The 22,991-nt window shown below is 29.7% G+C and carries 17 protein-coding genes; 7 read left to right on the top strand and 10 right to left on the bottom strand.

The features are described from left to right. Positions 1-48: 48 nt before the first annotated feature. Together BUA86_RS08840 and BUA86_RS08845 are read right to left on the bottom strand one after the other, a co-directional pair. On the bottom strand, positions 49-1,305 hold the full coding sequence (locus BUA86_RS08840) for a dicarboxylate/amino acid:cation symporter (protein WP_072931839.1): 1,257 nt from the start codon (positions 1,303-1,305) through the stop codon (positions 49-51). 126 nt (positions 1,306-1,431) lie between these two features. Next, on the bottom strand, positions 1,432-4,119 hold the full coding sequence (locus BUA86_RS08845; RefSeq protein WP_072931841.1) for a PD-(D/E)XK nuclease family protein: 2,688 nt from the start codon (positions 4,117-4,119) through the stop codon (positions 1,432-1,434). A 147-nt stretch (positions 4,120-4,266) separates the two neighbouring features. Here BUA86_RS08845 and BUA86_RS08850 point away from each other — a divergent pair, with 147 nt between their 5' ends. After that, a complete protein-coding gene (locus tag BUA86_RS08850) occupies positions 4,267-4,779 on the top strand; it encodes a hypothetical protein (RefSeq protein ID WP_143147280.1) in 513 nt (170 codons plus the stop codon). Between the two features lie 78 nt (positions 4,780-4,857). On the opposite strand, the gene BUA86_RS08855 is transcribed toward BUA86_RS08850, so the two are convergent. Both BUA86_RS08855 and kbl read right to left on the bottom strand, forming a co-directional pair. Continuing rightward, a complete protein-coding gene (locus BUA86_RS08855; protein ID WP_072931863.1) occupies positions 4,858-5,346 on the bottom strand; it encodes a hypothetical protein in 489 nt (162 codons plus the stop codon). Positions 5,347-5,413: 67 nt separating this feature from the next. After that, positions 5,414-6,613, bottom strand: a complete 1,200-nt coding sequence (kbl, locus tag BUA86_RS08860) for a glycine C-acetyltransferase (protein ID WP_072931865.1) — start codon at positions 6,611-6,613, stop codon at positions 5,414-5,416. A 149-nt stretch (positions 6,614-6,762) separates the two neighbouring features. On the opposite strand from kbl, the gene BUA86_RS08865 reads away from it, so the two are divergent. Next, positions 6,763-7,629 carry a GNAT family N-acetyltransferase gene (locus BUA86_RS08865; protein ID WP_229731834.1) on the top strand — a complete coding sequence of 289 codons (867 nt, stop codon included), beginning with the start codon at positions 6,763-6,765 and terminating at the stop codon, positions 7,627-7,629. 344 nt (positions 7,630-7,973) lie between these two features. Here the strand turns inward: BUA86_RS08865 and BUA86_RS08870 are convergent, their stop codons facing one another. Then, on the bottom strand, positions 7,974-8,813 hold the full coding sequence (locus BUA86_RS08870; RefSeq protein WP_072931867.1) for a GNAT family N-acetyltransferase: 840 nt from the start codon (positions 8,811-8,813) through the stop codon (positions 7,974-7,976). A gap of 558 nt (positions 8,814-9,371) precedes the next feature. Between BUA86_RS08870 and BUA86_RS08875 the strand changes: the two genes are divergently transcribed. After that, a complete protein-coding gene (locus tag BUA86_RS08875; RefSeq protein ID WP_072931869.1) occupies positions 9,372-10,697 on the top strand; it encodes a DcaP family trimeric outer membrane transporter in 1,326 nt (441 codons plus the stop codon). Between the two features lie 11 nt (positions 10,698-10,708). Next, positions 10,709-12,091, top strand: coding sequence for an MFS transporter (locus BUA86_RS08880; RefSeq protein WP_072931871.1), 1,383 nt, complete (start codon positions 10,709-10,711; stop codon positions 12,089-12,091). Positions 12,092-12,161: 70 nt separating this feature from the next. Here BUA86_RS08880 and BUA86_RS08885 read toward each other — a convergent pair whose 3' ends face one another. The 3 genes from BUA86_RS08885 to BUA86_RS08895 form a co-directional block, all read right to left on the bottom strand. Beyond that, positions 12,162-12,446 (bottom strand): HU family DNA-binding protein, encoded by a 285-nt coding sequence (locus tag BUA86_RS08885; RefSeq protein ID WP_072931873.1) that lies wholly within the window; start codon positions 12,444-12,446, stop codon positions 12,162-12,164. Between the two features lie 132 nt (positions 12,447-12,578). Further along, positions 12,579-13,520 carry a methionyl-tRNA formyltransferase gene (gene fmt, locus BUA86_RS08890; protein ID WP_229731830.1) on the bottom strand — a complete coding sequence of 314 codons (942 nt, stop codon included), beginning with the start codon at positions 13,518-13,520 and terminating at the stop codon, positions 12,579-12,581. 2 nt (positions 13,521-13,522) lie between these two features. After that, on the bottom strand, positions 13,523-15,385 hold the full coding sequence (locus tag BUA86_RS08895) for a RecQ family ATP-dependent DNA helicase (RefSeq protein ID WP_072931877.1): 1,863 nt from the start codon (positions 15,383-15,385) through the stop codon (positions 13,523-13,525). Positions 15,386-15,631: 246 nt separating this feature from the next. Between BUA86_RS08895 and BUA86_RS08900 the strand changes: the two genes are divergently transcribed. From BUA86_RS08900 to BUA86_RS08910, 3 genes are all read left to right on the top strand, one after another. Then, positions 15,632-16,846 carry a hypothetical protein gene (locus tag BUA86_RS08900; RefSeq protein WP_072931879.1) on the top strand — a complete coding sequence of 405 codons (1,215 nt, stop codon included), beginning with the start codon at positions 15,632-15,634 and terminating at the stop codon, positions 16,844-16,846. A 205-nt stretch (positions 16,847-17,051) separates the two neighbouring features. Continuing rightward, on the top strand, positions 17,052-18,236 hold the full coding sequence (locus BUA86_RS08905) for a hypothetical protein (RefSeq protein WP_072931881.1): 1,185 nt from the start codon (positions 17,052-17,054) through the stop codon (positions 18,234-18,236). Between the two features lie 299 nt (positions 18,237-18,535). Continuing rightward, a complete protein-coding gene (locus BUA86_RS08910; protein ID WP_143147281.1) occupies positions 18,536-19,396 on the top strand; it encodes a hypothetical protein in 861 nt (286 codons plus the stop codon). Between the two features lie 166 nt (positions 19,397-19,562). Here BUA86_RS08910 and BUA86_RS08915 read toward each other — a convergent pair whose 3' ends face one another. Beyond that, complete coding sequence (locus BUA86_RS08915; RefSeq protein WP_072931890.1) at positions 19,563-21,245, bottom strand: FAD/NAD(P)-binding protein; 1,683 nt, start codon at positions 21,243-21,245, stop codon at positions 19,563-19,565. A gap of 72 nt (positions 21,246-21,317) precedes the next feature. Further along, positions 21,318-22,847 carry a T9SS type A sorting domain-containing protein gene (locus BUA86_RS08920; RefSeq protein WP_083580330.1) on the bottom strand — a complete coding sequence of 510 codons (1,530 nt, stop codon included), beginning with the start codon at positions 22,845-22,847 and terminating at the stop codon, positions 21,318-21,320. Positions 22,848-22,991: the final 144 nt, after the last annotated feature.

The following is a 22,991-nucleotide window of genomic DNA, read 5'->3' on the forward strand; positions in this document are numbered from 1 at the left end:
AAAATAATGCGCTCCATAAGAGCGCATTATTTTTATGTGTATGTCATTTTAAGATTCTTCGTCTGTAAAAGTCTGTTCAATTGCAACATGACCTTCCCATTTATCAACAGCAACTGTAGATAATGCGTTTCCTAATACATTTGTCATAGAACGCGCCATATCACAGAAGTGGTCTATTGGTAAAATTAAAGCAATACCTTCTGGTGGAATACCAAACATAGAACAAGTTGCTACAACAACTATTAAAGAAGCTCTAGGAACACCTGCAACTCCTTTAGAAGTTAACATTAACACCAATAACATTAAAATTTGTTTTTCTATTGGCATGTGAATCCCATAAACTTGTGCAATAAATAATGATGCAAATGTCATGTACATCATAGATCCATCTAAGTTAAATGAGTATCCTAATGGCAAAGTAAAAGTGATAATTTTTTTCTGAGCTCCAAATTTTTCTAATTCTTCAACTAATTTAGGGAATACTGCTTCCGATGAAGTTGTAGAAAAAGCAATTAATAAAGGCTCTTTAATATGTCTTAATAAATCAAATAATCTTCTTCCTAAAATAAAATAACCTACAAGACAAAGTACAACCCATAAAAGAATAATACCAATAGCAAAAGCTATGATGTATTTTAGATATAATATAAAAATTCCAAATCCATATGTTGCAATAGCAGCAGCAATGGCACCTAAAACTCCTAATGGTGCAGTCCACATAATATATCCTACCATGATAAGAACAACGTGAGATACTTTATCTAAAGCCTTTGTAACCATTTCTCCTTCTTTTCCATATGCAGCCAATGCAATACCAAAGAAAATAGAGAAAACAACAATTTGTAAAATTTCGTTTGTAGCAAATGATTCAAAAACAGATTTTGGTATCATGTGCGTAACAAAATGCTCTAATGTTAAAGAAGACTGTGCGTTTAATAAATCTTGTGCATTACTAGCATCCATTTCAATAGTAAGTCCATCTCCTGGTTGCATTAGATTTACAACGATAGCTCCAATAACTAAAGAGGTAAGAGAAGCTGTAATAAACCATCCCATAGCACGTCCACCAACTCGTCCCACCATTTTCATATCACCCATTTTAGCAATACCAACAACTAATGTTGAAAATACTAATGGAGCAATAATCATTTGAATTAAACGGATAAAAATTGTTCCAAGTAATTTTATATTTGTTGAGAAAGATTTAATGAATTCTGGTGATGAATTGTAATGTACATAACCACCAAGTGCAACACCTAAAAGTAATGCAATAATAATGGCTATAAAAAGTTTGTTGTTTTTCATTGTGCGATTTTATTCTCTCCAAAACTACTATTTTTTTAATAAAATATTAAGAAATTATAAAAAATAATACACTAATTAAAGTCTATCCATTTAATAAATAGTTAATTACAGGATATTTTTTTAGTGTTAGTCTAACTGCCTAAATGGAACTTCTTGATTTAAAATTTCTTCAATCAATTTTGACATCGGTTCTTTCGATATTTCTACAATAGAAAAATTTATTAATGTCTGATTGTCAACTTTTAATTTAATCAATTCTTTTTTAGGAAATCGAATAGGATAAATGCATAATTCAATTTCTTTATTTTGATTTTTTTGTTCAGCATAAAAAAGATGCGCATAAAATATTAATTGTAATTGCTTTGCTTTATCTTCTTTTTGATAAACAAGGTCTATTTCTTCCGTTTTTACGCCAATGTCTTTTGCATATCCTGTTTTATAATCTATAATTCTAATTTGATTGTTAACAGCATCAATTCTATCAATAATACCTCTTAGTTTTACATGTTGACCATTTGTTAAAGTAAAATCAACTTCATGTTTACTTTCTAAGGTCATAATAATTAACTCATTTTCTTTTGCAGTTTTAGCATCTTTCGTTAAAACACCATCAACAATTTTTTCTGCAATTTTATAAATCAAATAATTTGGTCCTTTATCCAAATGTCCATCTTTGTATTCTTTTCGGAAATGAGTTTGTAAGGCTTGCTCTTTTTTATTATTTATTTCTTTAAAATCATATTCCGTTAAAATTCTATCCAAATAAGGCAAATAAAGCTCTTCTAAAGCACCATGTACAATGTTTCCTAATGTTCTTGCACTTACGGTTTCTTCTGCTTCCTCAACCTCGTTTACATTAAAAACACGTTGCTCATAAAAATCTAACGGATTGCGTAAATAAGTAGATAATGAAGAAGGAGAAATACCATAATTTGCCCAATTCCATAACTTATTCATTGTTTCGTTTGTTTTTGGAACAATGATTTCTTTTAACGGTTCCGATTTAAAACTTGGTGCCGCAAAAGTTTCTTTTATATCGTGATTACTTTCAAATTTTATTTGTGCTAAAAATCTCGACTTTTCTCCAGAACCCATTCCATCTGCTTCTGTATCATAAATAAAATACGCATTTTTAGCACGTTGTATTAAACGATAAAAGTGATAAGCATAAATAGAATCGTTTTCAGTAAATGTGTTTAATTTCATTTGCTTACGAATATCGTAAGGGATAAATGTATTGTTCTGACGACCAAGTGGCAAAATTTCATCATTAACAGATGTCATAATAATATTGTCAAAATTTAGCAACCTGGTTTCTAGTAATCCCATTAATTGTAATCCTCTTAGCGGTTCTCCAATAAATGCAATTGTTTCTGCGGATACAATTTTGTTGTATAATAAAAACAAAGTTCTATAATCTTTTATATCATTAACTTGTAAAAGATTTTCATGTAATTGATTGAATACTTTTTTAAAAAAGAATAAATATTCCTTTGTTAACAAATCATTCATTGTTGGATGATGTAATAACTCATCTGTCCAATTTTTTAAATGATGAATAAACGTCGTGATAGAACTAGGAATATGAAATAAACTTTTAAAAACAGATTCTCCTAATGCTTTTTGGATAGAATTTTCACTATTAAAAATTCTATTTTGTGTTCTAATGTCATTTACTAAATTTCTACTCTCATCAGAACTATAATTTGATAAGGTTTTATTTTCGAGAATTTGTACTACATTTTTAAAATAGAACAAGGATCCTTTTCCTAATTTTTCTCTATTCATTTGTAATTCAAAAATAGATTTAAAGAATTGAGCCAATGGAACAGAGCGTAGTGGGATTCCCATCGAAATATTTAAATAGGAAATATTTTCGGGTAATGAATTAAGAATAGCAGGTAGAATTGCTTCATCTGCTAATATTAAAGCTGTTTTTTTAATTTCATCTTCAGATAAATTTGCAATTAAATCGGCAACATATTTTGCTTGTCCAACCTGTTTTGCAACACCTATTGTGTGTATGTTTTTGGGTTGAGAAAAATCATCACTAATAGTCGTAATTGGTTTTATTTTCTCTTTGTATTTTCTAAGAAACGCCCCAGCTTCTTGATTAGGATTTTCGTAATAATATTTATCTGCATCCCAATAAAGTGTTGCAAGATTTTCTTTTTCTAATCTAAAAATTAAACCTTGTTCAGCTTTTGTTAGTGCATTAAAACCTGCAAAAATATAATGAGAAGAACGGTTTTCTGAAATTTCGTTTACTTTTTCACTTGCAATTCTAAAAACCATTCCAGCATAACCTTGTTTTGCCTCTAATAAATCTTTTTGCAATTGAAAATAGATTTTAGTAACAATTCCCCAAAAAGTTAAATGATTTTGGATAACATCATTTTTTCCGATTTCTATTTTTCCTTCTCCCCATTGGTTAATTCGTTCTACAGAAACCAAATAATCTAAAATTTTATGAGCTGGTTCTAAAGAAGCATCAATATCATCAAAGTCTTTTAAAACAGTTGGACCCCATTTTATAAATTCCTCGAATGTATCGGGTTTGTCAACTACTTTTTTATACGCTTTGTAGGCTTTAAACCAAAGGTTAATTCCCGAAATTATTTCTAAACCAGAAAGATCGCTCATTAATTCCTCAATACTTTTCATTTCTGGAAGCACAACATTATTTGTTTGACGCTGAAACTCTTCTTTAAAGAATAACATAGGTCGTTTTCCTGGTAGAATTAAAATTGTATTTAAGAAATTAGTGTTTTTTTCGATTAAATCTGAAACAACTTGTTGTATGAATTGTGCCATTTGAAGCTAATAAATAGAGTTGTTGTAAATGTAAGTTTTTTGAAAGAGAATATGTGAAGTTAAAAACAGAATTAAATAATTTTTTTGAGATTATGGTTTTCCATATTTTTTAACAATATGTTTAAACGATTTTTGCAAAAATTATTTATGATGAAAAAATATTTTACTTTTTTATTCTTTTGTTTTTCAATTATAATCTTTGCACAAAACTTAACATTAAGTGATTTACTTGCTTTGAGAAAGAAAGATATAGCAGAAGTTGATGAATATTTAACAAATAAGAAATGGAGTTTTTTAGAAGCAGAAGAACCTTCTGATGAAATTTTAGGAAGTTTAACGTATGCTTTTGGTAAGAGTAATTATGATGATGAAGCGTTATCATTTATAAAATATTATTATTCAAATTATTCAACAACTAAAAGAATTGGAATTCAAATTCATAAATCTTCAATATTAAATGTTTTTGTAAATCAAATAAAATCTTGGGGAGGAAAGTTATACAATTCATATGTAGATGATGGAGCAATTATAAAAATATATAGAGGCTCAACAATGACTTATAAAGTTCATACAGATACTCAATCTAGTGATTATGGAGGGACAAATACAATCTATACTTTAGTGATTTACACAAATGAAGATTTTGATCTAAATTCTTAATTTTACATTTCGAATTATGTTTTACAACAATCTGAAAAAAATGATATTTAAAGCTTTGACGTTACCCTAACGCATCAATTATTGCTTTAATTCTATAATCTTTTCATTAAATAACTTTTTAAAAGTATTCAGAATATTCTCCTTTGCCATAGAAAAACCAATATAATAAATAGCAAAAGCTATAAATAACATTGAGATTAATACACCAATTGCAATGTACCATTCTTTCATTAAAAACAATGAAAATATTCCAATTATAGACATTAAAAATAACCAAAAATAATAGAAAATAGCAACGAATGAACTTATCTTTAGTTCAAATTCAATTAAAGTTTGTTTGTTGATATTTTCATTATACTTTCCTATAATCATTGGATTAAAAGAGTTTCTTCCATTTATAGTTTTCTCAAATTTAAAATGATCTTGAGCAACTATACCTTCAAACTCAAAATTGCTTTTACCAAAAAGATGCAGACGTTTTTTATCTGTATTTTCTGAAAGAATTTTATAGACTTCTTCCTGAGATTGTTTTGTTTCTATTTTGTATTGAGATGATTTGAAAAGCATATTTAAAAGTAATAAAAAAAACCGTTTCAAAAAAGAAACGGTTTCTATAGTTTTAGTAAACTAAATATTATTTTATAACACCTAATTCTTTACCCACTTTTGTAAAAGCAGCAATTGTGTGGTCTAATTGTTCTTTTGTATGTGCAGCAGATAATTGTACACGAATACGAGCTTTATCTCTAGGAACTACAGGGAAAAAGAATCCGATAACGTAAACACCTTCATTTAATAACTTATCTGCCATTACTTGAGATAATTTAGCATCGTATAACATAACAGGAACTATAGCAGCATCACCTTCTGGAATATCAAAACCAGCAGCAACCATTTCTTTACGGAAATATTCTGCATTCCACATTACTTTATCACGTAATGTTGTATCTTTTTCTAACATCTCTAAAACTTGTAAAGCAGCACCAACAATTCCTGGCGCTAAAGAATTAGAAAATAAATATGGACGAGATTTCTGACGTAACATTTCTATTACTTCTTTTTTACCAGAAGTAAAACCTCCCATTGCACCACCAAGCGCTTTTCCTAATGTAGAAGTAATAATATCTACACGCCCCATAACTTCGTTATGTTCATGTGTTCCACGACCAGTTTTACCAATAAAACCAGTTGCATGAGAATCATCAACCATTACCAAAGCATCATATTTATCAGCTAAATCACAAACACCTTTTAAGTCAGCTACAATTCCGTCCATTGAGAAAACACCATCTGTAACGATGATTTTAAAACGGTGATTTTTTTCTGAAGCAGCAATTAATTGCGCTTCTAAATCTTGCATATTATTGTTTTTGTAACGGTAACGAGCAGCTTTACATAAACGTACACCATCAATAATAGAAGCGTGATTTAATTCATCAGAAATAATAGCATCTTCTTCTGTAAATAAAGGCTCAAAAACACCTCCATTTGCATCAAAAGCAGCAGCATATAAAATGGTATCCTCCATTCCTAAAAAATCAGCAATTTTTTGTTCCAATTGCTTGTGAACATCTTGTGTACCACAAATAAAGCGAACAGAAGACATGCCGTATCCTCTATCGTCTAACATTTTCTGAGAAGCAGAAATAACATCTTTATTATCAGATAATCCTAAATAGTTGTTTGCACAAAAATTTAATAATGTTTTTCCATTCTCTAAAGTTATCTCAGCACTTTGTGGAGAAGCAATGATTCGCTCCTTTTTGAACAATCCTTGTTCTTCTAAATCATTTAGTTGCGTTTGTAAATGTTGTTGAAATTTATTACTGTACATAGTAAATCACTTTTGTTTATGACAAATATAGTGGTTTACCTTAGTTTTTGATTAACTTTGTAATACATAAAAAATAATAATCGGTGTTTTTAATCATAATTTTTAGTGTTCAATTCTATTTGCTAGCAAAGTTTTTCAAGAAAGATAAGTTGAAAACCATATTGTCTGCTGTAGGATTGTACATAGCAGGAGAAATAGCTTTTTCTTTTGTTTTTGTTTTATTGTTTGCTACTGGTGTAATTGATATTGGTATAAACATTAACAATATGTCGGTGAATAATCTTACAGAGAATTCTCTTAAGATGAATAAGTATTTAATGGATAACTATGTTACAATTGCTGTACAGCTATTTTTATATGTAGCGATTGGAATGATATACTATAATTCTTTAAAAAGAAAATGGACTTTCGAAATGATCGAAGGAGAAATGAATAAAAGAAAAGAAGAAGTACTTGAAAATATAGAAATTAAAAAGAAAATTTCTCCTATAAAATTAAATGTATATGTACATTTTCATGCTGTAAATGAAAAGAATATTCATTTGATAGAATCATTATCTAAAGATATTTGGAATGATGCTTACAAGGATTTATTAAGCCAAGAGCAAATAGATTATATGTTAGATATGATGTATAATGTTGATAAAGTAAATGAAGGACTTGCAAATGGTGAAATCTGGGAAATAGTAAAAGTAGATAATGTTCCAGTTGGTTATTTACATTATAAGTTAGATGAGAATAATACAGTCTTCTTATCTAAGATTTATCTTAAAACTACAGACAAGACGAAAGGAGTAGGGCAAGTTATGATGAATCATGTAATTGAGTATGCAAATAGCATTAATGCAAAAGATGTTCACTTAACGGTGAATAAAGAAAATGCGAGAGCAATTCGTTTTTATGAAAAGAATGGATTTAAAAATATAGAATCAAAGACGTTTGATATTGGTAATGGTTATGTAATGGATGATTATATTTATCAGAAGAATTTAATTACCAAACTGCCTCAATTATAAACTATCAATTATAGAGCATAAAAAAAGCGAAATCATTTGATTTCGCTTTTTTATTTTATAATGTATTTAATTTTTTTTGAATAATCTTCTTTCTGAGTTTGTCGGAGTTAATAAAGATTATTAGTTATTCATTTCTTACTTAAATTTATTTGTCCAAGTTCTCGATACAATTTTTATTCATTTCATTTCTAAAAATCACTCGAACTGACAAATTTCATTATTTAGCTAATTTTCTTTTTTAAACGGGTTAAAAGAATGGTATTTAAATGTTTGAAGTTAATAAAATTGAAAAATCGTAGGATACAAATGATTTAATAAACAACTTTAAATTAATAAAATAACTCTTATAATTCTTTTTTCATTTCGTATTGCTGATCGTATAACTTTAGCCCTAATGATTGAATAAAATCGATAGTAGAAATTTCTCTCTCATCAACATTAATCATTTTAATTTCTTTATTCTTTAAATCACTAAAAAGTATTGATGCTAAATATCTATTTCTGTAATCTCTGTGAACACCAAATTGGTAAATACGCGTATTATTCTTATTGATAATTTTATATGCAACTAAAATATCATCTTCAAAAATCCCATTTATATGGCAACTATCAATAATATTTTTTACACTTTGTATTTGGTTTTTCCATGTAGGTTTAATATCCCAAAAGTTTTCTTCTGTAATTAAGTTTAAATCATCAAAAGAAACAATTGCATGTAATGGATTAACAATTAATGTAGGAATCCCTTTATAGCTATTTAAAACTCTAGTTTTTGTAAAATCACATGCTTGATACGCATTAATTGCAAAATCATTTTTTGTATTAACTTCTAAAAAAATATTTTGAACACCTGCATCTTTTAATCTAGAAAAACTATAATCTAACATTTTTTGTGTTATCTTATTTCCTCTTTTATCAGGAGCAACTCCAGTTCCGCCAACATAAGCCGTTTTTACATCTTTATAAAACCTTATTCCATAAAGTAGGAAACCAACTAATTCATCATTAATATAAGCCCCAACAGATTGTTGTAGATCAATATCTTCCATTTTTAATTTACTTTCGAATTGTTCTTGAGTAAGTTCTATAGGAATATAATAATTCTGATAAGAAAGATTATATAATGCTGACAATTTACTAATGTCAACATTGTTTAAAGTATGTATTTCGATATTTGTTTGCATAACTATTATTTGCTCAACAAAAATATAACCAACATTTATATTTTTGATAAAAATTATTTAAAAAAATATATAAATTATTTAGATCGTATTTTAATTATTTTTTTTCTACTAAAACGTTTGAGTAGAAGTGTTTGCTGATACGTGATAAACAGACGAAATTTCTCCAATATTAAATTTGTATGATTTAACGTAAGTTTATTGCTAAATATCATGAATAATATTCTAAAATATCATTAAATTTGCGTACATTTTTAAAACTAAAACTTGAGAGAAGATTTTGATTTCTCCTCATTTGTTAAATTATATTTCTTCTCTCTATTTTTTTCTTTTTTAAATGTAAGTATTTTTCTTCTTAAAAGTGTAAACTATACACTAATTTAATTATTGTTTTTTCAATCCATATCCTCATTTGTTTACTGACAAATATCAATCTATTATTTTTTAGGTTCAATTTTTACTGATTTTACAAGAAGTGGAACTTTTTTGAAAAAAAAACTAACAAACATTTGTTAGTTTTTTTCTTTTGAGTATTTTAGTCGCTCAAAATCATCAAAAAAAATGAGTAAAAATTTCAAAAAACTGATCTTTTTAAGCATATTATGCTCTCATGCGAATTTGTCTGCACAAAATATAACAGACACAACTCTCATAAAAAAAGATAGTATTGTAGTTTCTACACCAATTCAGAACAAAGACAAAGTCGATGTCGAATTTTATGGATTTATCAGAAATGATATTTTTATGGATACACGACAAATGATTGGAGCAGGAGAAACGCTAGTACCATTATATCCAAGAGATAGATTACTAGACGTAAATGGAGCAGATATTAATGACGCATCAAAATTTCATATGCTTTCTATAGTTTCTAGAGCAGGAGTAAAGCTTAAAGGTCCAGAATTATTAGGAGCAAAAACTTCTGGTATTTTAGAAGGAGAATTTTTCGGTGCTACCGAAGGAGGTATTAATGAATTTAGATTGAGGCATGCCTACTTTATGATGGATTGGAAGAATACCCAATTAGGTATCGGACAATTTTGGCATCCTTTTGTTGTACTAGAAGCTCTACCAAATGTAGTTAACTATGGAACAGGAGCACCCGTTTATGCATTAAATAGAAATCCACAAATCCGTTTAACGCATAAGTTCACGGATAAATTAAAAGTTATTGCAGCATTACATTCTCAACGAGATTTTACGCCGAATACAGAACCATTTAGAAATAGTGGTATGCCGGCTGCGCATTTACAGTTACAGTATAAAACAAAAACGTTTACTGCTGGAGTTGCTGCACAATACGAAAATTTAAAGCCGAAACTATCTTCGGGTAATCCACCAATTAAATCGAATGAAAGAGTAGATAATCTTTCATTTATGGCGTATTCTAAATTTGATACAAAACCGTTACAAATTACGCTTGCAGGATATTTAATGCAAGATGCTTCATCTTTTGTACAATTAGGAGGAATAGTTGGTTATCAGACTTCACCAACAGCATTAGAAACATATAAGCCTATGAATACACATAGTATGTGGGTAGATTTGCAACAAAATTCTAAAGGTAGATTTGCTTTTGGTTTATTTGCAGGTTATGTTCGTAATAATGGTGTTAAAGATCCTGTAGAAGGAGCTACTGCTACATCTTATGGTGTAACAACAAGCTGGGGTGCAATTTCTGCAACGCCTGGAGGAAGAACAGTTAACTACTTATATAAGTTTGTTCCAAGGCTAGATTTTACATTGAGTAAAGCGCTTAAATTCCGTTTTGAATATGATCGCAGTACAGCGCAATGGGCAGATGCTACAATTAAAGGAACTGGAGGAGCTAATAAATTTTTAGCAAACAATAACAGATTTCATCTAACAACATTATTTAATTTCTAATTACACAAAAAATGAGTACACAAAATTTAACAAACGCTCCTTCTCCTACAACAGAGAAGAATAATATATTTCAAGTAATTATAGCTTCATCAGTAGGAACATTAATCGAATGGTATGACATGTTTTTAGCTATTATTTTAGCAAGTGTTTTATCAACACAATTATTTCCAAACGATGGATCATCTCACTTCTTAGAGACTTTAGCAGTAGTTGTATCTTCTTTTATGTTCCGACCAATTGGATCATTAATTTTCGGAAGTATTGGAGATAGAATAGGGCGAAAATATTCTTTCTTAGTTTCTTTAATCATGATGGGGTCTGCAACTTTTTTAATTGGTTGTATTCCAACTTTTGAAAGTGTAGGTTGGTTTGCTCCAATTCTATTATTAGTTTGTAGAATTATGCAAGGATTAGCAATTAGTGGAGAATATGCTGGTGCAGTAATTTATGTTGCAGAACATGCTCCAGCTAAGAAAAGAGGTTTCTATACAGGATTTATACAAGCAACTGTTCCAATTGGATTATTACTTTGTTTATTAGTGGTTTTTCTAACTCAGTCTGTATTGTCGGAAGAAACATTTGCAAGTTTTGGATGGAGAATACCATTTTTATTTAGTGGTTTTTTAGTTGTATTAAGTTACTTTATTCGTAAGCGTTTACATGAAAGTCCTATTTTTGAGCAATTAAAAAAAGAAGGAAAAACTTCTAAAACACCAATTAAAGATGCTTTTACAACTCCAGGAAATGTAAAATTAATGTTGAAAGCTATTTTTGGAGGAAATGCAGCGCAAAGTACAATTATGCAAACAACTTTATTTGTTACATTATTTTTCTTACAACGCGCCGTTAACTTACCATATGAAACTGTTTTAATCGTTGTATTATGTTCTACATTATTCAGTTCATTCTTTTACCAATGGTTTGGAGCAATAAGTGATAAAATTGGACGAAAACCAGTTATGTTAGGAGGAATGATATGTAGTTTTATCTTAATTCCATTATCATTTTACTTATACATGCAATTAGGAAATCCAGAAGGATTAAAAGAAGTACATTCAATATCTAATTTAGCTGTAGTAGGAATTATTGTAGTTAGTTTAGTAACATCTATTGCAGGTGCAGCAACGTACGGACCTTTAGGAGCATTTATGTTAGAAATTTTCCCTACAAAAATTAGATACACAAGTATGGGGTTTGCTCAAAATATGGGGAATGGATTTATTGGTGGAGCAACAACTTTTATTACAGAGTTAATAAAAAGTACAATTATTGTTTCTGCTGCTATGTCGCCATATATTGGATTAGCTTATCCATTAGTGTTAATCTTTATAGCGATTTTGGTTAATTACTTTACAATTCCAGAAACGTATAAAACAGATTTAACAGAAGAATAAATAGAAGATATAAGACATAAAAAAATCCCTCAATTGAGGGATTTTTTATTTATTCATTAATCAGAATAAATTATTTTTTCTTTGTATCAACTGCTCCTGATAATTCAGATCCAGCTTTAAATTTAGCTACAGTTTTAGCAGCAATTTTAATTTCTTTCTTAGTTTGAGGGTTGATACCTGTTCTTGCAGCTCTCTCAGATGTTGAGAAAGTTCCGAATCCTACTAAAGCAACTTTGTCTCCTTTTGTTAAAGCTTTAGTTACATTTTCTGTAAATGAGTTTAAGGCTTTTTTAGCAGCTTCTTTAGAAATTCCAGCGTCTGCTGCAATTGCATCAATAAGTTCTGATTTGTTCATAGTTGTAACTTTTTAAATTAATTTATACACAAATATACTCTTTCCCTTTATTTGTGCAAGTTTCGAGACAAAAAAAATCAACAAAATTTACATATTTTTAATAATATGTGTCAAAAATCAGTAAAAAATGCGTTATTTAACAAATAAGGAACCTTCATTTTGATGTCCATTAATAAAATCTTTTGCCGACATACGTCTTTTACCTTCTGGTTGAAGTTCTAATATTTCATAAACTCCCTGAGGAAGATTGACATACAAATTATTTTTCTGTAAAACGATTTCAAAATCTTTCGCATCTAACACCAAATCTGTTTTAAGACCAGCATAAATTTTTAAAGATTTATAATCCTCATCATTTCCGTATGTTGTCCATGCACAAGGATAAGGAGATAAACCACGAATTTTATTATGGATATTAATTACTGAATCGTTCCAATCAATTTTACAATCTTCTTTAAAAATTTTAGGTGCATGTTTCAGTTCTAAAGTTTCATCTTGAGGATGAGGTTTTAAAGTATCATTTTCTAATCCGTCCAAAGTTTTCACAACTAATTTAGCACCTATGTGCATTAACTCGTCATGAATTTTTCCGACATTATCATTTTCCTCGATTTTTACTTGATCAGCAATTAAAATATTACCTGTGTCGATTTTCTCATCAATTAAGAAAGTCGTTACACCAGTTTCTTCGTCACCATTCATTACAGCCCAATTTATTGGAGCAGCACCGCGGTATTGAGGAAGAAGTGATCCATGTAAATTAAATGTTCCTTTAGTTGGGATAGACCAAACAACTTGTGGTAACATACGAAAAGCTACGATAACAAAAACATCTGCATTTAGAGCTTTTAAGTCTTCAACAAATTTTTCATCTCGTAATTTCTCTGGCTGCAATAAATTTAGATTATTTTCTACAGCATATTTTTTTACATCAGAAATATGTATTTTTTGCCCTCTTCCAGATGGTTTATCTGGAACTGTAACAACTCCTACTACTTCGTGATGACTATTTGTATTGATTTCGTGTAAAGATGTCGCCGCAAATTCGGGCGTTCCCATAAAGACTACTCGCATTGTTATTCTATTAATTTATAAGCGTCCAAACCGACTGGTTGAACTTTTAATTCGTCAATTAGAAATTGTAATTCGCTGACGATATTTTCTTTTGGCGAATGTAAGAATTTTGTAAGAATTTCGGTCTGCGTTTTTGGACCTTCTGTCAAATACGCGATCAAATCTTGTTCGTTAAATGTTTTAGATTGCTGCTTCGCTATACATACATCGCATTTTCCACAATTTTCATCAGATTTCTGATTAAAATAACCAAATAGTAATCTTTCTCTACATATGGTATGCTGTTCTGCATAATATGCCATTGCTTGTAAGCGTTTCCAATTATTTACTTGAATTGCTTCAAACTCCTTCCAAAATTTTTTTTGAAATAGATTAGAATCTCTTGGAATTAAAAATCTAAATCGAGCTAAATATCGATCCGAATAATCAATCATTTCATTTTTATGATATTCGTGCAAAGAATTTCTAATATCTGTAATACTTAAATGTAAATCGAAAGCCATTTTACTTTCAGATATTTCTCTATTGTAAGTAAAGATACCAGCATAATAGCGCTGTAAATATTCGAATATTTTATTTTCATTGAGATTGATCGCATGCGGAGAAGCTAAAATTCTTAATGTACTATTCTGTGTATAATTTTTTTGAAAAATAACTTCTTTCGTATTTAGAAATTCTAAAAAGTGAACAACCATTTTAAGATTTAAACTAAATTTTTCTGCAAAATGCGGTAAATCTAATTGGTAATTTTCTTGAGGAAATTCGCCATCAGCAATTTGTAATTGACTAAATAAACAGTTTGCTATTTTTATAAACTCTTGTTCAGAAGGCAAGTTTGCTTTAAAAATATTTTCTGCTTGAATACGATCATCAGGATTGTATAAATAAATTCCGACAGCTTCATTTTCATCTCTTCCAGCTCGACCCACTTCTTGGTAATAAGCTTCTATTCCGTTGGGTAAATCGATATGGAAAACGGTGCGAACATTTGGCTTGTCTATTCCCATACCAAAAGCATTCGTAGAGACCATAATACGGGAACTACTTAATGTCCAATCTCTCTGCTTTTGTTCTTTTTCATCTTTGGTTAATTTTGCATGAAAAAAATCGGCATCGAAACCTGCAGAAGCTAAAAAGTTAGCGATTTCGTAAGTTAGTTTTCTATTTCTGACAAAAATAATACTTGGACCAGGATATTTTTTTAAATAATATACCAAATCATTCTTTTTATCAGAAGATAAATAAACATGGTAACTAAGATTTTCTCTTTTTAATGAAGATTTATAAATAGCAGGCTCTTTTAAATTAAGCTTTTCTATTATTTCATCTTTAATTTTATCTGTTGCTGTAGCTGTTAATGCTAAAACAGTAACGTCTGGAAATAGTGTTCTTAGATTTGTAATTTTATGATATGCAGGGCGAAAATCATGTCCCCATTCCGAAATACAATGTGCTTCATCAATTGCAACAAGTGAAAGACTTATTTGTTTAATTCTTTCTATAAATAAACGGCTCTGCAACCTTTCTGGAGAAACATATAATAATTTAATTTTTCGATTTTGACAATCGTCTAAAATTTTTCCAATTGTATGCTGATCTAGTTCATTTGTAATATATGCTGTAGGAATTCCTTTAGAAAGTAAATTCTGTACTTGATCTTTCATTAAGGCTATTAATGGAGAAATAACCAATGTTAATCCATCAAGAATAATAGCAGGAATTTGATAACATAAAGACTTACCACCTCCTGTAGGAAGTATAGCAAGCGTATCTTTTTTTTCTAAAATACTTGCGATAATTTCTTCCTGTGGCGATTTAAACGAATCGTAATTCCAATAATGTAATAGAATTTCTTTTGGTGTCAAATGCTAAATGATTTTAGGTAAATTTAATCTTTTTTAACGACAAAGTATGTCACAATTAAAAAAAATAAAACATTAAATCTTTATTTTTTTTTAAAAAAATTTAAATCTAAAAAAATTACCATAAGACGTGTACTGCCAATGAAATACTTTTTTAAGAAAATTGATTTTTACGGTTATATGCTTTTGTCCTAAATACTTAGTTATTTTTTATTTGATTTATATTTGGTTAACCTTAACCTAATAATTATGAAAAAAAGTCTTACTTTTAGAATACTACTACCTAGTATTTTTTTTACTTGTTATTCTGTTTCAGCACAAGTGGGAATCGGAACAACAACTCCAAGAGGAGCGTTGGATATAAATAATCCAACTACTTTTAATATGCCATTGGTATTACCTGCAAATGTAAGTGTAAATAATATGATTAATCCACAAGGAGGAGCAGTTGTACCAGGTAGTATAATGTATGATAGTACACTAGATTGTATACGATTATACAAACAAAATACTGGAAATGGATCTCCAGGTTGGTCGCCGTGTTTAGGTTTAGGCGATTCGACTACGAGATCCGTAGAAAGTATAGTTTGTAATCAACCAAAAAATACAGGTGTTTTAGCTGAAAATATAGAAGTTTCAGAAGCTACATTTACTATAAATTATATTAAAGGAAATGGTTCTTCTTATCCTAAAGAGATTGTCAATTCTACTGGTGTAACAGGACTTACAGCAACCAGAGTAGAAGGGGAGTTTAATAACGGTGATGGATATATTACTTATATTATTAAAGGAACACCAAATAGTAAAGGAATAGCCGTTTTTCCAATAACTATAGGTGGAATTTCTTGTAATGTATCTAGATCGGTTGAGGCTTTAGTTGCATTCGGAACAGCTTGTGGTGATAATGAGGTAGTTGCACCCAACCTTACCTCAGATCCCATTCTACCTTATCTAACAACAACTCTTGCCGCATATAAAAATGCAAGTGTCGGATCTACTGTCTTTATTACAGAAACAGAATTTCTAAATATACAAGCTTCTAGTGGTGTATCTCGAGTAGCTTCTCAAACACTTAATGGTACATCTACTTTTGATAAACCTTATAGCGAAGTAGCTCTCACTAATCCAGCAACTTCAGGTAAAAACTATTTTGCTTTTGCTTTTACTGGAGTTCCACAAACAATCCATTTCAAGATTGTAAGAATGACTAATTATACAAGTTTATGGAGATCTCCAAATATAGTAATCCCCTCAGCAGGTAAACATTATATTGTTTTCAAAGGAAGCGCTATTAGAATAGAAGGTGTAACTTCTAATTTAGGCCTTTATAGAACAACTAGTATGGGAAGTGGTATTAGTTCTCTTGCAAATAGTTATAGATATGTATCAGGCGATTCGGAATGTGCTGGAGCCATTACGGCACTTGGAGATATAGAGATTGGAATTTCAGCACTTGTCAAGTAACTTTATTAATGTAAAAAAATCCGATTTATAATTAATTTTCTTTAGAACAATCTTATAAAAGATTCCTCTATTTTTATTGTGATTGTTGAATTTAGCAGTATACGATTTATTAATTTCTAATTTTTAATTAGAAAATTAAAATATCAATAATATATTATTGTTTTTTTTAAAAATATTTTTATAACCCAACTAAACCTATAAAATTATGAAAAAAAGTCTTACTTTTAGAATACTACTACCTAGTATTTTTTTTACTTTTTATTCTGTTTCAGCACAAGTGGGAATCGGAACAACAACTCCAAGAGGAGCGTTGGATATAAATAATCCAACTACTTTTAATATGCCATTGGTATTACCTGTAAATGTTAGTGTAAATAATATGATTAATCCACAAGGAGGAGCAGTCGTACCTGGTAGTTTAATGTATGATAGTACACTAGATTGTATACGATTATACCGACAAAACGTGGGAAATGGATCACCAGGTTGGTCGACTTGTATTGGTGCTGGTGAATCTACACCTACATCTGTTGCTAGTATTAATTGTAATAATCCGACTAATACTGGAAATGTGGTTGTTAATGAAGCAGTATCTCCAGGAGTTACTTTTACAATTAATTACACAGGAGGTAATGGTTCTTCTTATCCTCAAGAGGTGGTGAATTCTACAGGAATTGAAGGATTAACAGCAACCAGAATTGCTGGTAATTTTAATAATGGAAATGGTACTGTAACGTACACAATTACAGGAACAGCTACTAGTACAGGAACAGCTATTTTTCCAATTACCATAGGCGGAATTTCTTGTAATGTGTCAAGATCTGTAATTCTTCCTCCTCCTGTTCCTGCTCCAACTATTATAGCTAATTGTTCAGGATTTTTGTTACCATATAGAACAAATAATACTACAGCTGTAGGAACAGTAAGTGGTTTACCTGTTACGTCAACTTTTAATGAATTTGTGAATATTGGTACGTTAGGATCAAATGTTGATTGTGGTATTGCAACTTTTGCAGAAAATACATTCTGGTTAGGAGGAGGTAATAATGTATCTTCTATGTCTATAAAATTTGATAGACCTGTATCAAACCTAAAGGTATTCCAAACAGCTTCTATAAGTACTACTAATAGTAAAGAAACGTTCTTCTATACATTAAAACGTAATGGAGTAGATGTTACACCAACTTCACCAATTACAAGAGTATATTCAGGAAGCTGTATTCCTGGTCAATTTAATATATTTCAAAATCGCGTTAGGTGTGACTCTACTACTCAAGCAGGTGTAGTATATAGTGTTGGAGGTGTGTGGTTTGATGAAGTTGTTATTTCTGCTATTGCTAGTATAGGAAATGGCTCTATATTTAATTTCTGTATAGGAAATACCTATTAAAGTAATGTTTTATGAAATTAGATGTAAAGTGAAAATAAACGTTTTTAACTTTCAACTTCTAAATTGAAATAAAACATTCATTTTTTAGTGTATAAAAATAGAATAAATACCATAATTGTTTTTAATTTTCTTTAGAGCAATCTTGTAAAAGGTTGCTCTTTTTTTATTGTGATTGTTGAATTTAGCAGTATACGATTTATTAATTTCTAATTTTTAATTAGAAAATTAAAATATCAATAACATGTTATTGTTTTTTTTAAAAAAGAGTTATATTTGGATAACCAACTAAACTTATAATTATGATGAAAAGTATTACTTTTAAAAAATTTGTATGCAGTATTTTTTTTATATCTAGTTTTATCTCAGCACAAGTGGGTATAAATACTGCTGTACCTAATGCAACATTAGATGTTGTTTCTTCACCAACAGATGTTGCAAAAATAGATGGTTTCATTCCTCCTAAATTAACAGGAGATGAGTTGAAAGCAAAAGATAATTTGTATACAACAAATCAAATAGGTGCTATTGTTTATATTACGGTACCTTCAATTGTAACGACACCAAAAACAGTTCGTGTTACTAGTGTGGGTTATTATTTTTACGATGGGGTAGAATGGGAAAAAATTAATTCTGATACAACCGATCTTTCTGGTGCTGCTCTTATTGCGGGAATATATGGTTTTGCTCCTGCATCTACAGGTAACACAACAACTTATCTAGGTGCTAATATGGGTGCTAATATCAGAAAGGTTAGATGGGATGCTGTAAGAAAACAGGTTACGGATATTATTACGTATAATGCTACAGATAATTCTTTTACGGCTAATAGAACAGGATACTTTCAGTTTGCTGCCAATTTGGTATTCAGAGGTCCTTATAACGATTTTGTTAGGCTAGGGTTTTCTAGAGCTTATACTGGTACATTATCAACAGCAAGCAATGCTACATTCTCTTTTTTTACTCAACCTAATTTTAATGCAGATGCAAACGCTCCTGTTACACTTTATTCTAGTGGAGTTATTCGTTTAGTAGCTGGTCAGAAAATATCGACTATAACTAGATTCATTACACCTACAACGAATACATTAGATGTGGAAGATATAAACTACGATAGAACTTTAATAAGTTCTTTGGTTGTAACTTTTTATAGTGAGGATTAATAAAAATGTAATTAAACATAGAATTAATATAATTTTTTAGGCAACTAAGGGCAATCTTTTACAAGATTGCTCTTTTTTTGTTATGAGTTTAACGATAAACGTAGTATGTGGTATATTTTAAACTATATATTCCAACCTCGAATTTCCAATTTCGAGTTTCTAATATCTAACCTCCAATTATAGCTTCTGCGATTCTTTCTCCTGCAGTATCACAAAAATCTAATCCAGAATAATCGGGGTTTAATCCTCCTATAAATGGTACTGTCATAATATAAACAGAAGGAATAGTTTCTTTGTAAATGTTTATAGATTGAAAATAATCGTTTATTCCGAGTCCAGAAACTTCGAGGTAATAATTGTGATTATAACCTTCTACAACTTTTTCTTTTTTCTCTTCGAGCATTTTTTTGCCAATCTTTTCATCTTTAAAGTCCAAGAAACCGGGACTTGTTAATTTTAAATTTCTTAAACCATCAAAAGGAAAATCAGTCCAATTCATCTTTTTTTGACCAATTGCATCAATAAAAAAATCATAATGTGCATTTATATTTTTTCCTTCAACAGATTTGTAAGAATAAATAACACCAGTGTCACCATCAGGTTCTACTGTACTATTTTTATCGACTTGTATTAAATCGATTAAACCAGCCTTATAAAGTGCCATTATTTCATGATAAGAAGATTGTGGTAGTGCCGCAATAATTACAGATATTAAGGGTATTAAAGTTTTTTGTAAACGTAACATATCTTCTGCAGAAAAATGCTTAGCAGGATAATTCATGGCATAACTAAAAGCGTAAATTGTTTCTTTCCACGTAATAGATTCTTTGTTTTTAATCGATTTTTGAGCTTCTTTGTATTCAGCTTCAAAAAGATCAAAAGAATCTACTTCTTTTCTTATTTCGAGCATTTTATCTACAAATTCCTTAATTGTTAAGTCTTTAATTTCTTCATAAAATTTAGGATCTTTTTCACGTAATGGTCTCTTAAAGCTATATTCGAAAACCGTATCTAATGGAACAAAACCATCATTCTTTTGCTTAATGTCGTATATTTCTTGTAATGACATAATCCATTTAGATGAAAAGGTTTCATCTTCGGTATGGAAACGTAATGCAGGTAAAAAGCCACTTGTAGAAAATAAATGAATTTTAAATTTTTCCGAATCTTTATTAACGATATATTTTAAATCGCCATTGGTTTCTTTTACAAATTTTCCATTTAAACGGGCAATTGTTTTCACAGCATCAATCGCTGTAAGAGAAGTTCCTCTTATAGCAACAACACAATTAGTTTTTTCTTTAAATTTATTAGGAGGGTAGGGAGAGTCATACCAACCTTTTACTTTATCCTCGTGTGTTTTTGGCCACACGTGACCAGTTGATACAATTACTTTATCTACAAAAAGATCATTTTCGGGATTTGTGATAATTTCGAATTTATCAATCTCATCATTTTTGATAATATCTAATACAGGCGTATTTTTTCTAGCAATAACTTTAACACCTATTTGTTTTGCTATTTGCAGATACTTTTCAAACTGATTTTCTAAATAATCACCTAATAAGAGTCTTGGAAGAACTTTGTTTTCATTGTAACTCTCTTTGTATTTTTCAAAATAAAACTCTTTAAAAGAATTCACCATTTCTGGTAATTCATTAGCAGAAACATTGGCAATATGTTCCGCCGTAGCGCCAAATTCGCTGTAAGGCATTCCGACTCCAAAACGTTTGTTTTTCTCGAAAATATATATTTCTTCTGGTAAAATAGCCATCTTTAAAAGATGCTTTAACATTAATAGTGCTGCTGGTCCTCCTCCGATAATTGCTATTTTACTTGTGTTTTCCATAAAAAAAATTTAGGAACATAAATCAAATTACGTTCCTAAATTTTTGAATAATTTTATGACAAGGATATTTTATTAGTCTTTGATAAATTTCATTGTTTTTGATTCTTTATCTGTAAAAATCTTGATAATATAAACTCCTTTTGATAATGAATTTACATCTACTTCATTTTTAGCATTTGGCGCTCTTTCAAAAAGTTTTCTACCATTATAATCAGATACAATTACTTTATTAATCTTTTCGTTTGTTGATATTCTTAAAATATCATTTGTAGGATTAGGATAAAGTTTAAAAGAAGAATTTAATAATAAGTCAGAACTGTTTAATGTCTCAGATTGTGCATTAATTGTTAAAGCTTCTATAGACTCACAACCATCTACAGTTTGTGTAGCATAGTAAGTTGTATTATTTACAATTTGTGTTGTATTTGAAATTGAATTAATATGCTGACTAGCGTCTTCTTTTGATTGATACCATTTTATATTTTCTCCTATCGTTTCAAAAACAGATAATTGATCTCCATTTCTAAAGCTTAATTTTATACCAGGAGCTGGAGCTGAATCCGAAGAATTTATAGTGAAATTTCTAATCACATTACATCCATTACCATCTGTAATTGTTACCGAATAATTTCCAGCAGCTAAATTATTTATAGAAGAAGTTGTTGCACCATTAGACCAAAGGTATGTATAAGGCAAAGTTCCACCAGTAGGAATTACTGCAGCAGCACCATTTGCTCCTCCACAACCTGTATCTGTTTTTGAACTAGCTACATTTATTGCAGATGGTTGTGTTACCGAATAATTTTCCGTCTTAGTTCGGTTTGCTGCATCTGTAATTGTTACCGAATAATTACCCGCAACTAACCCTTTTATGGTAGATGAAGTTGCACCGTTTGACCAAAGATATGTGTAAGGTGTAGTTCCACCAGTAACATTTAAAGAAATTTCACCAGTAGCACTACCATTACAAGCTATAGTTGTAGTAGTAGCTGTTACTTGTAAAGCGTTTGGATCTATAATTACATTAGAATCTTTTACCCATGTAAATGCATCAAGTGCTCCGTATCTATAGGCACCTCCTAATGTTATTTGTAATTCATCAATAATAAGATTTGTGTAGTTCTGTCCATTAAGATTTGTTAAATCTATTAATGTATATCCATTTGTAACAGCAGTAGTTTGATTAAAACCTGTTGTTTTTATTGTAGAAAACTTTGTAATTCCACTTAATTTTCCTGTAATTGTTAAGGTACCTTGAACACCAAGATCTGTGTTAGCTGCACCAAGATACATCCAAAATCTATTTACTTTAAATAAATTAGATGTTGTTTTAATACTAAAAGAAGCAGGAGTATCTGCAGTAGAACTGCTGTTATCTATATAACGGTTATCAGCACTTGTACCATTCCAACCCGTACCTGGGTAGTTTCCTTGTATAGTAAAAGTACCTCGATGAGAAATGATATTAAATTCAACACCATTATCTGTAAATCTAGAATTTCCAGGAGATTCTGTTTCGAAAGCCTCTGTACTGGTTTGTGCAAAAGTAAAATTGGAAAGCATTATAAATAATGCAATCATTAAAGAGTTGAAGTGTTTCATGTGCTATAAATTTTATTTTTTTATTTAATGCAGTAAATGTAATAAGATATGAAAGGAAAATGTATCTTATAGGGGTGGACATTGGGGTGGACAAAAGCGTTTAAAAACGTTTAATATATTGTTCTTAAATTGTGTTAATTAATT

The organism is Chishuiella changwenlii (genome assembly GCF_900142565.1).
GTDB classification, from domain to species: Bacteria; Bacteroidota; Bacteroidia; order Flavobacteriales; family Weeksellaceae; genus Empedobacter; species Empedobacter changwenlii.

Excerpts from the sequence above, each read along its gene's own strand:
- BUA86_RS08855 (WP_072931863.1), bottom strand. The coding sequence starts at position 5,346 with ATGCTTTTCAAATCATCTCAATACAAAATAGAAACAAAACAATCTCAG.
- BUA86_RS08885 (WP_072931873.1), bottom strand. The coding sequence starts at position 12,446 with ATGAACAAATCAGAACTTATTGATGCAATTGCAGCAGACGCTGGAATT.
- BUA86_RS08900 (WP_072931879.1), top strand. The coding sequence starts at position 15,632 with ATGAAAAAAAGTCTTACTTTTAGAATACTACTACCTAGTATTTTTTTT.
- BUA86_RS08905 (WP_072931881.1), top strand. The coding sequence starts at position 17,052 with ATGAAAAAAAGTCTTACTTTTAGAATACTACTACCTAGTATTTTTTTT.
- BUA86_RS08870 (WP_072931867.1), bottom strand. The coding sequence starts at position 8,813 with ATGCAAACAAATATCGAAATACATACTTTAAACAATGTTGACATTAGT.
- BUA86_RS08845 (WP_072931841.1), bottom strand. The coding sequence starts at position 4,119 with ATGGCACAATTCATACAACAAGTTGTTTCAGATTTAATCGAAAAAAAC.
- BUA86_RS08920 (WP_083580330.1), bottom strand. The coding sequence starts at position 22,847 with ATGAAACACTTCAACTCTTTAATGATTGCATTATTTATAATGCTTTCC.
- BUA86_RS08840 (WP_072931839.1), bottom strand. The coding sequence starts at position 1,305 with ATGAAAAACAACAAACTTTTTATAGCCATTATTATTGCATTACTTTTA.
- BUA86_RS08880 (WP_072931871.1), top strand. The coding sequence starts at position 10,709 with ATGAGTACACAAAATTTAACAAACGCTCCTTCTCCTACAACAGAGAAG.
- fmt (WP_229731830.1), bottom strand. The coding sequence starts at position 13,520 with ATGCGAGTAGTCTTTATGGGAACGCCCGAATTTGCGGCGACATCTTTA.
- BUA86_RS08915 (WP_072931890.1), bottom strand. The coding sequence starts at position 21,245 with ATGGAAAACACAAGTAAAATAGCAATTATCGGAGGAGGACCAGCAGCA.
- kbl (WP_072931865.1), bottom strand. The coding sequence starts at position 6,613 with ATGTACAGTAATAAATTTCAACAACATTTACAAACGCAACTAAATGAT.
- BUA86_RS08910 (WP_143147281.1), top strand. The coding sequence starts at position 18,536 with ATGATGAAAAGTATTACTTTTAAAAAATTTGTATGCAGTATTTTTTTT.
- BUA86_RS08875 (WP_072931869.1), top strand. The coding sequence starts at position 9,372 with ATGAGTAAAAATTTCAAAAAACTGATCTTTTTAAGCATATTATGCTCT.
- BUA86_RS08850 (WP_143147280.1), top strand. The coding sequence starts at position 4,267 with ATGATGAAAAAATATTTTACTTTTTTATTCTTTTGTTTTTCAATTATA.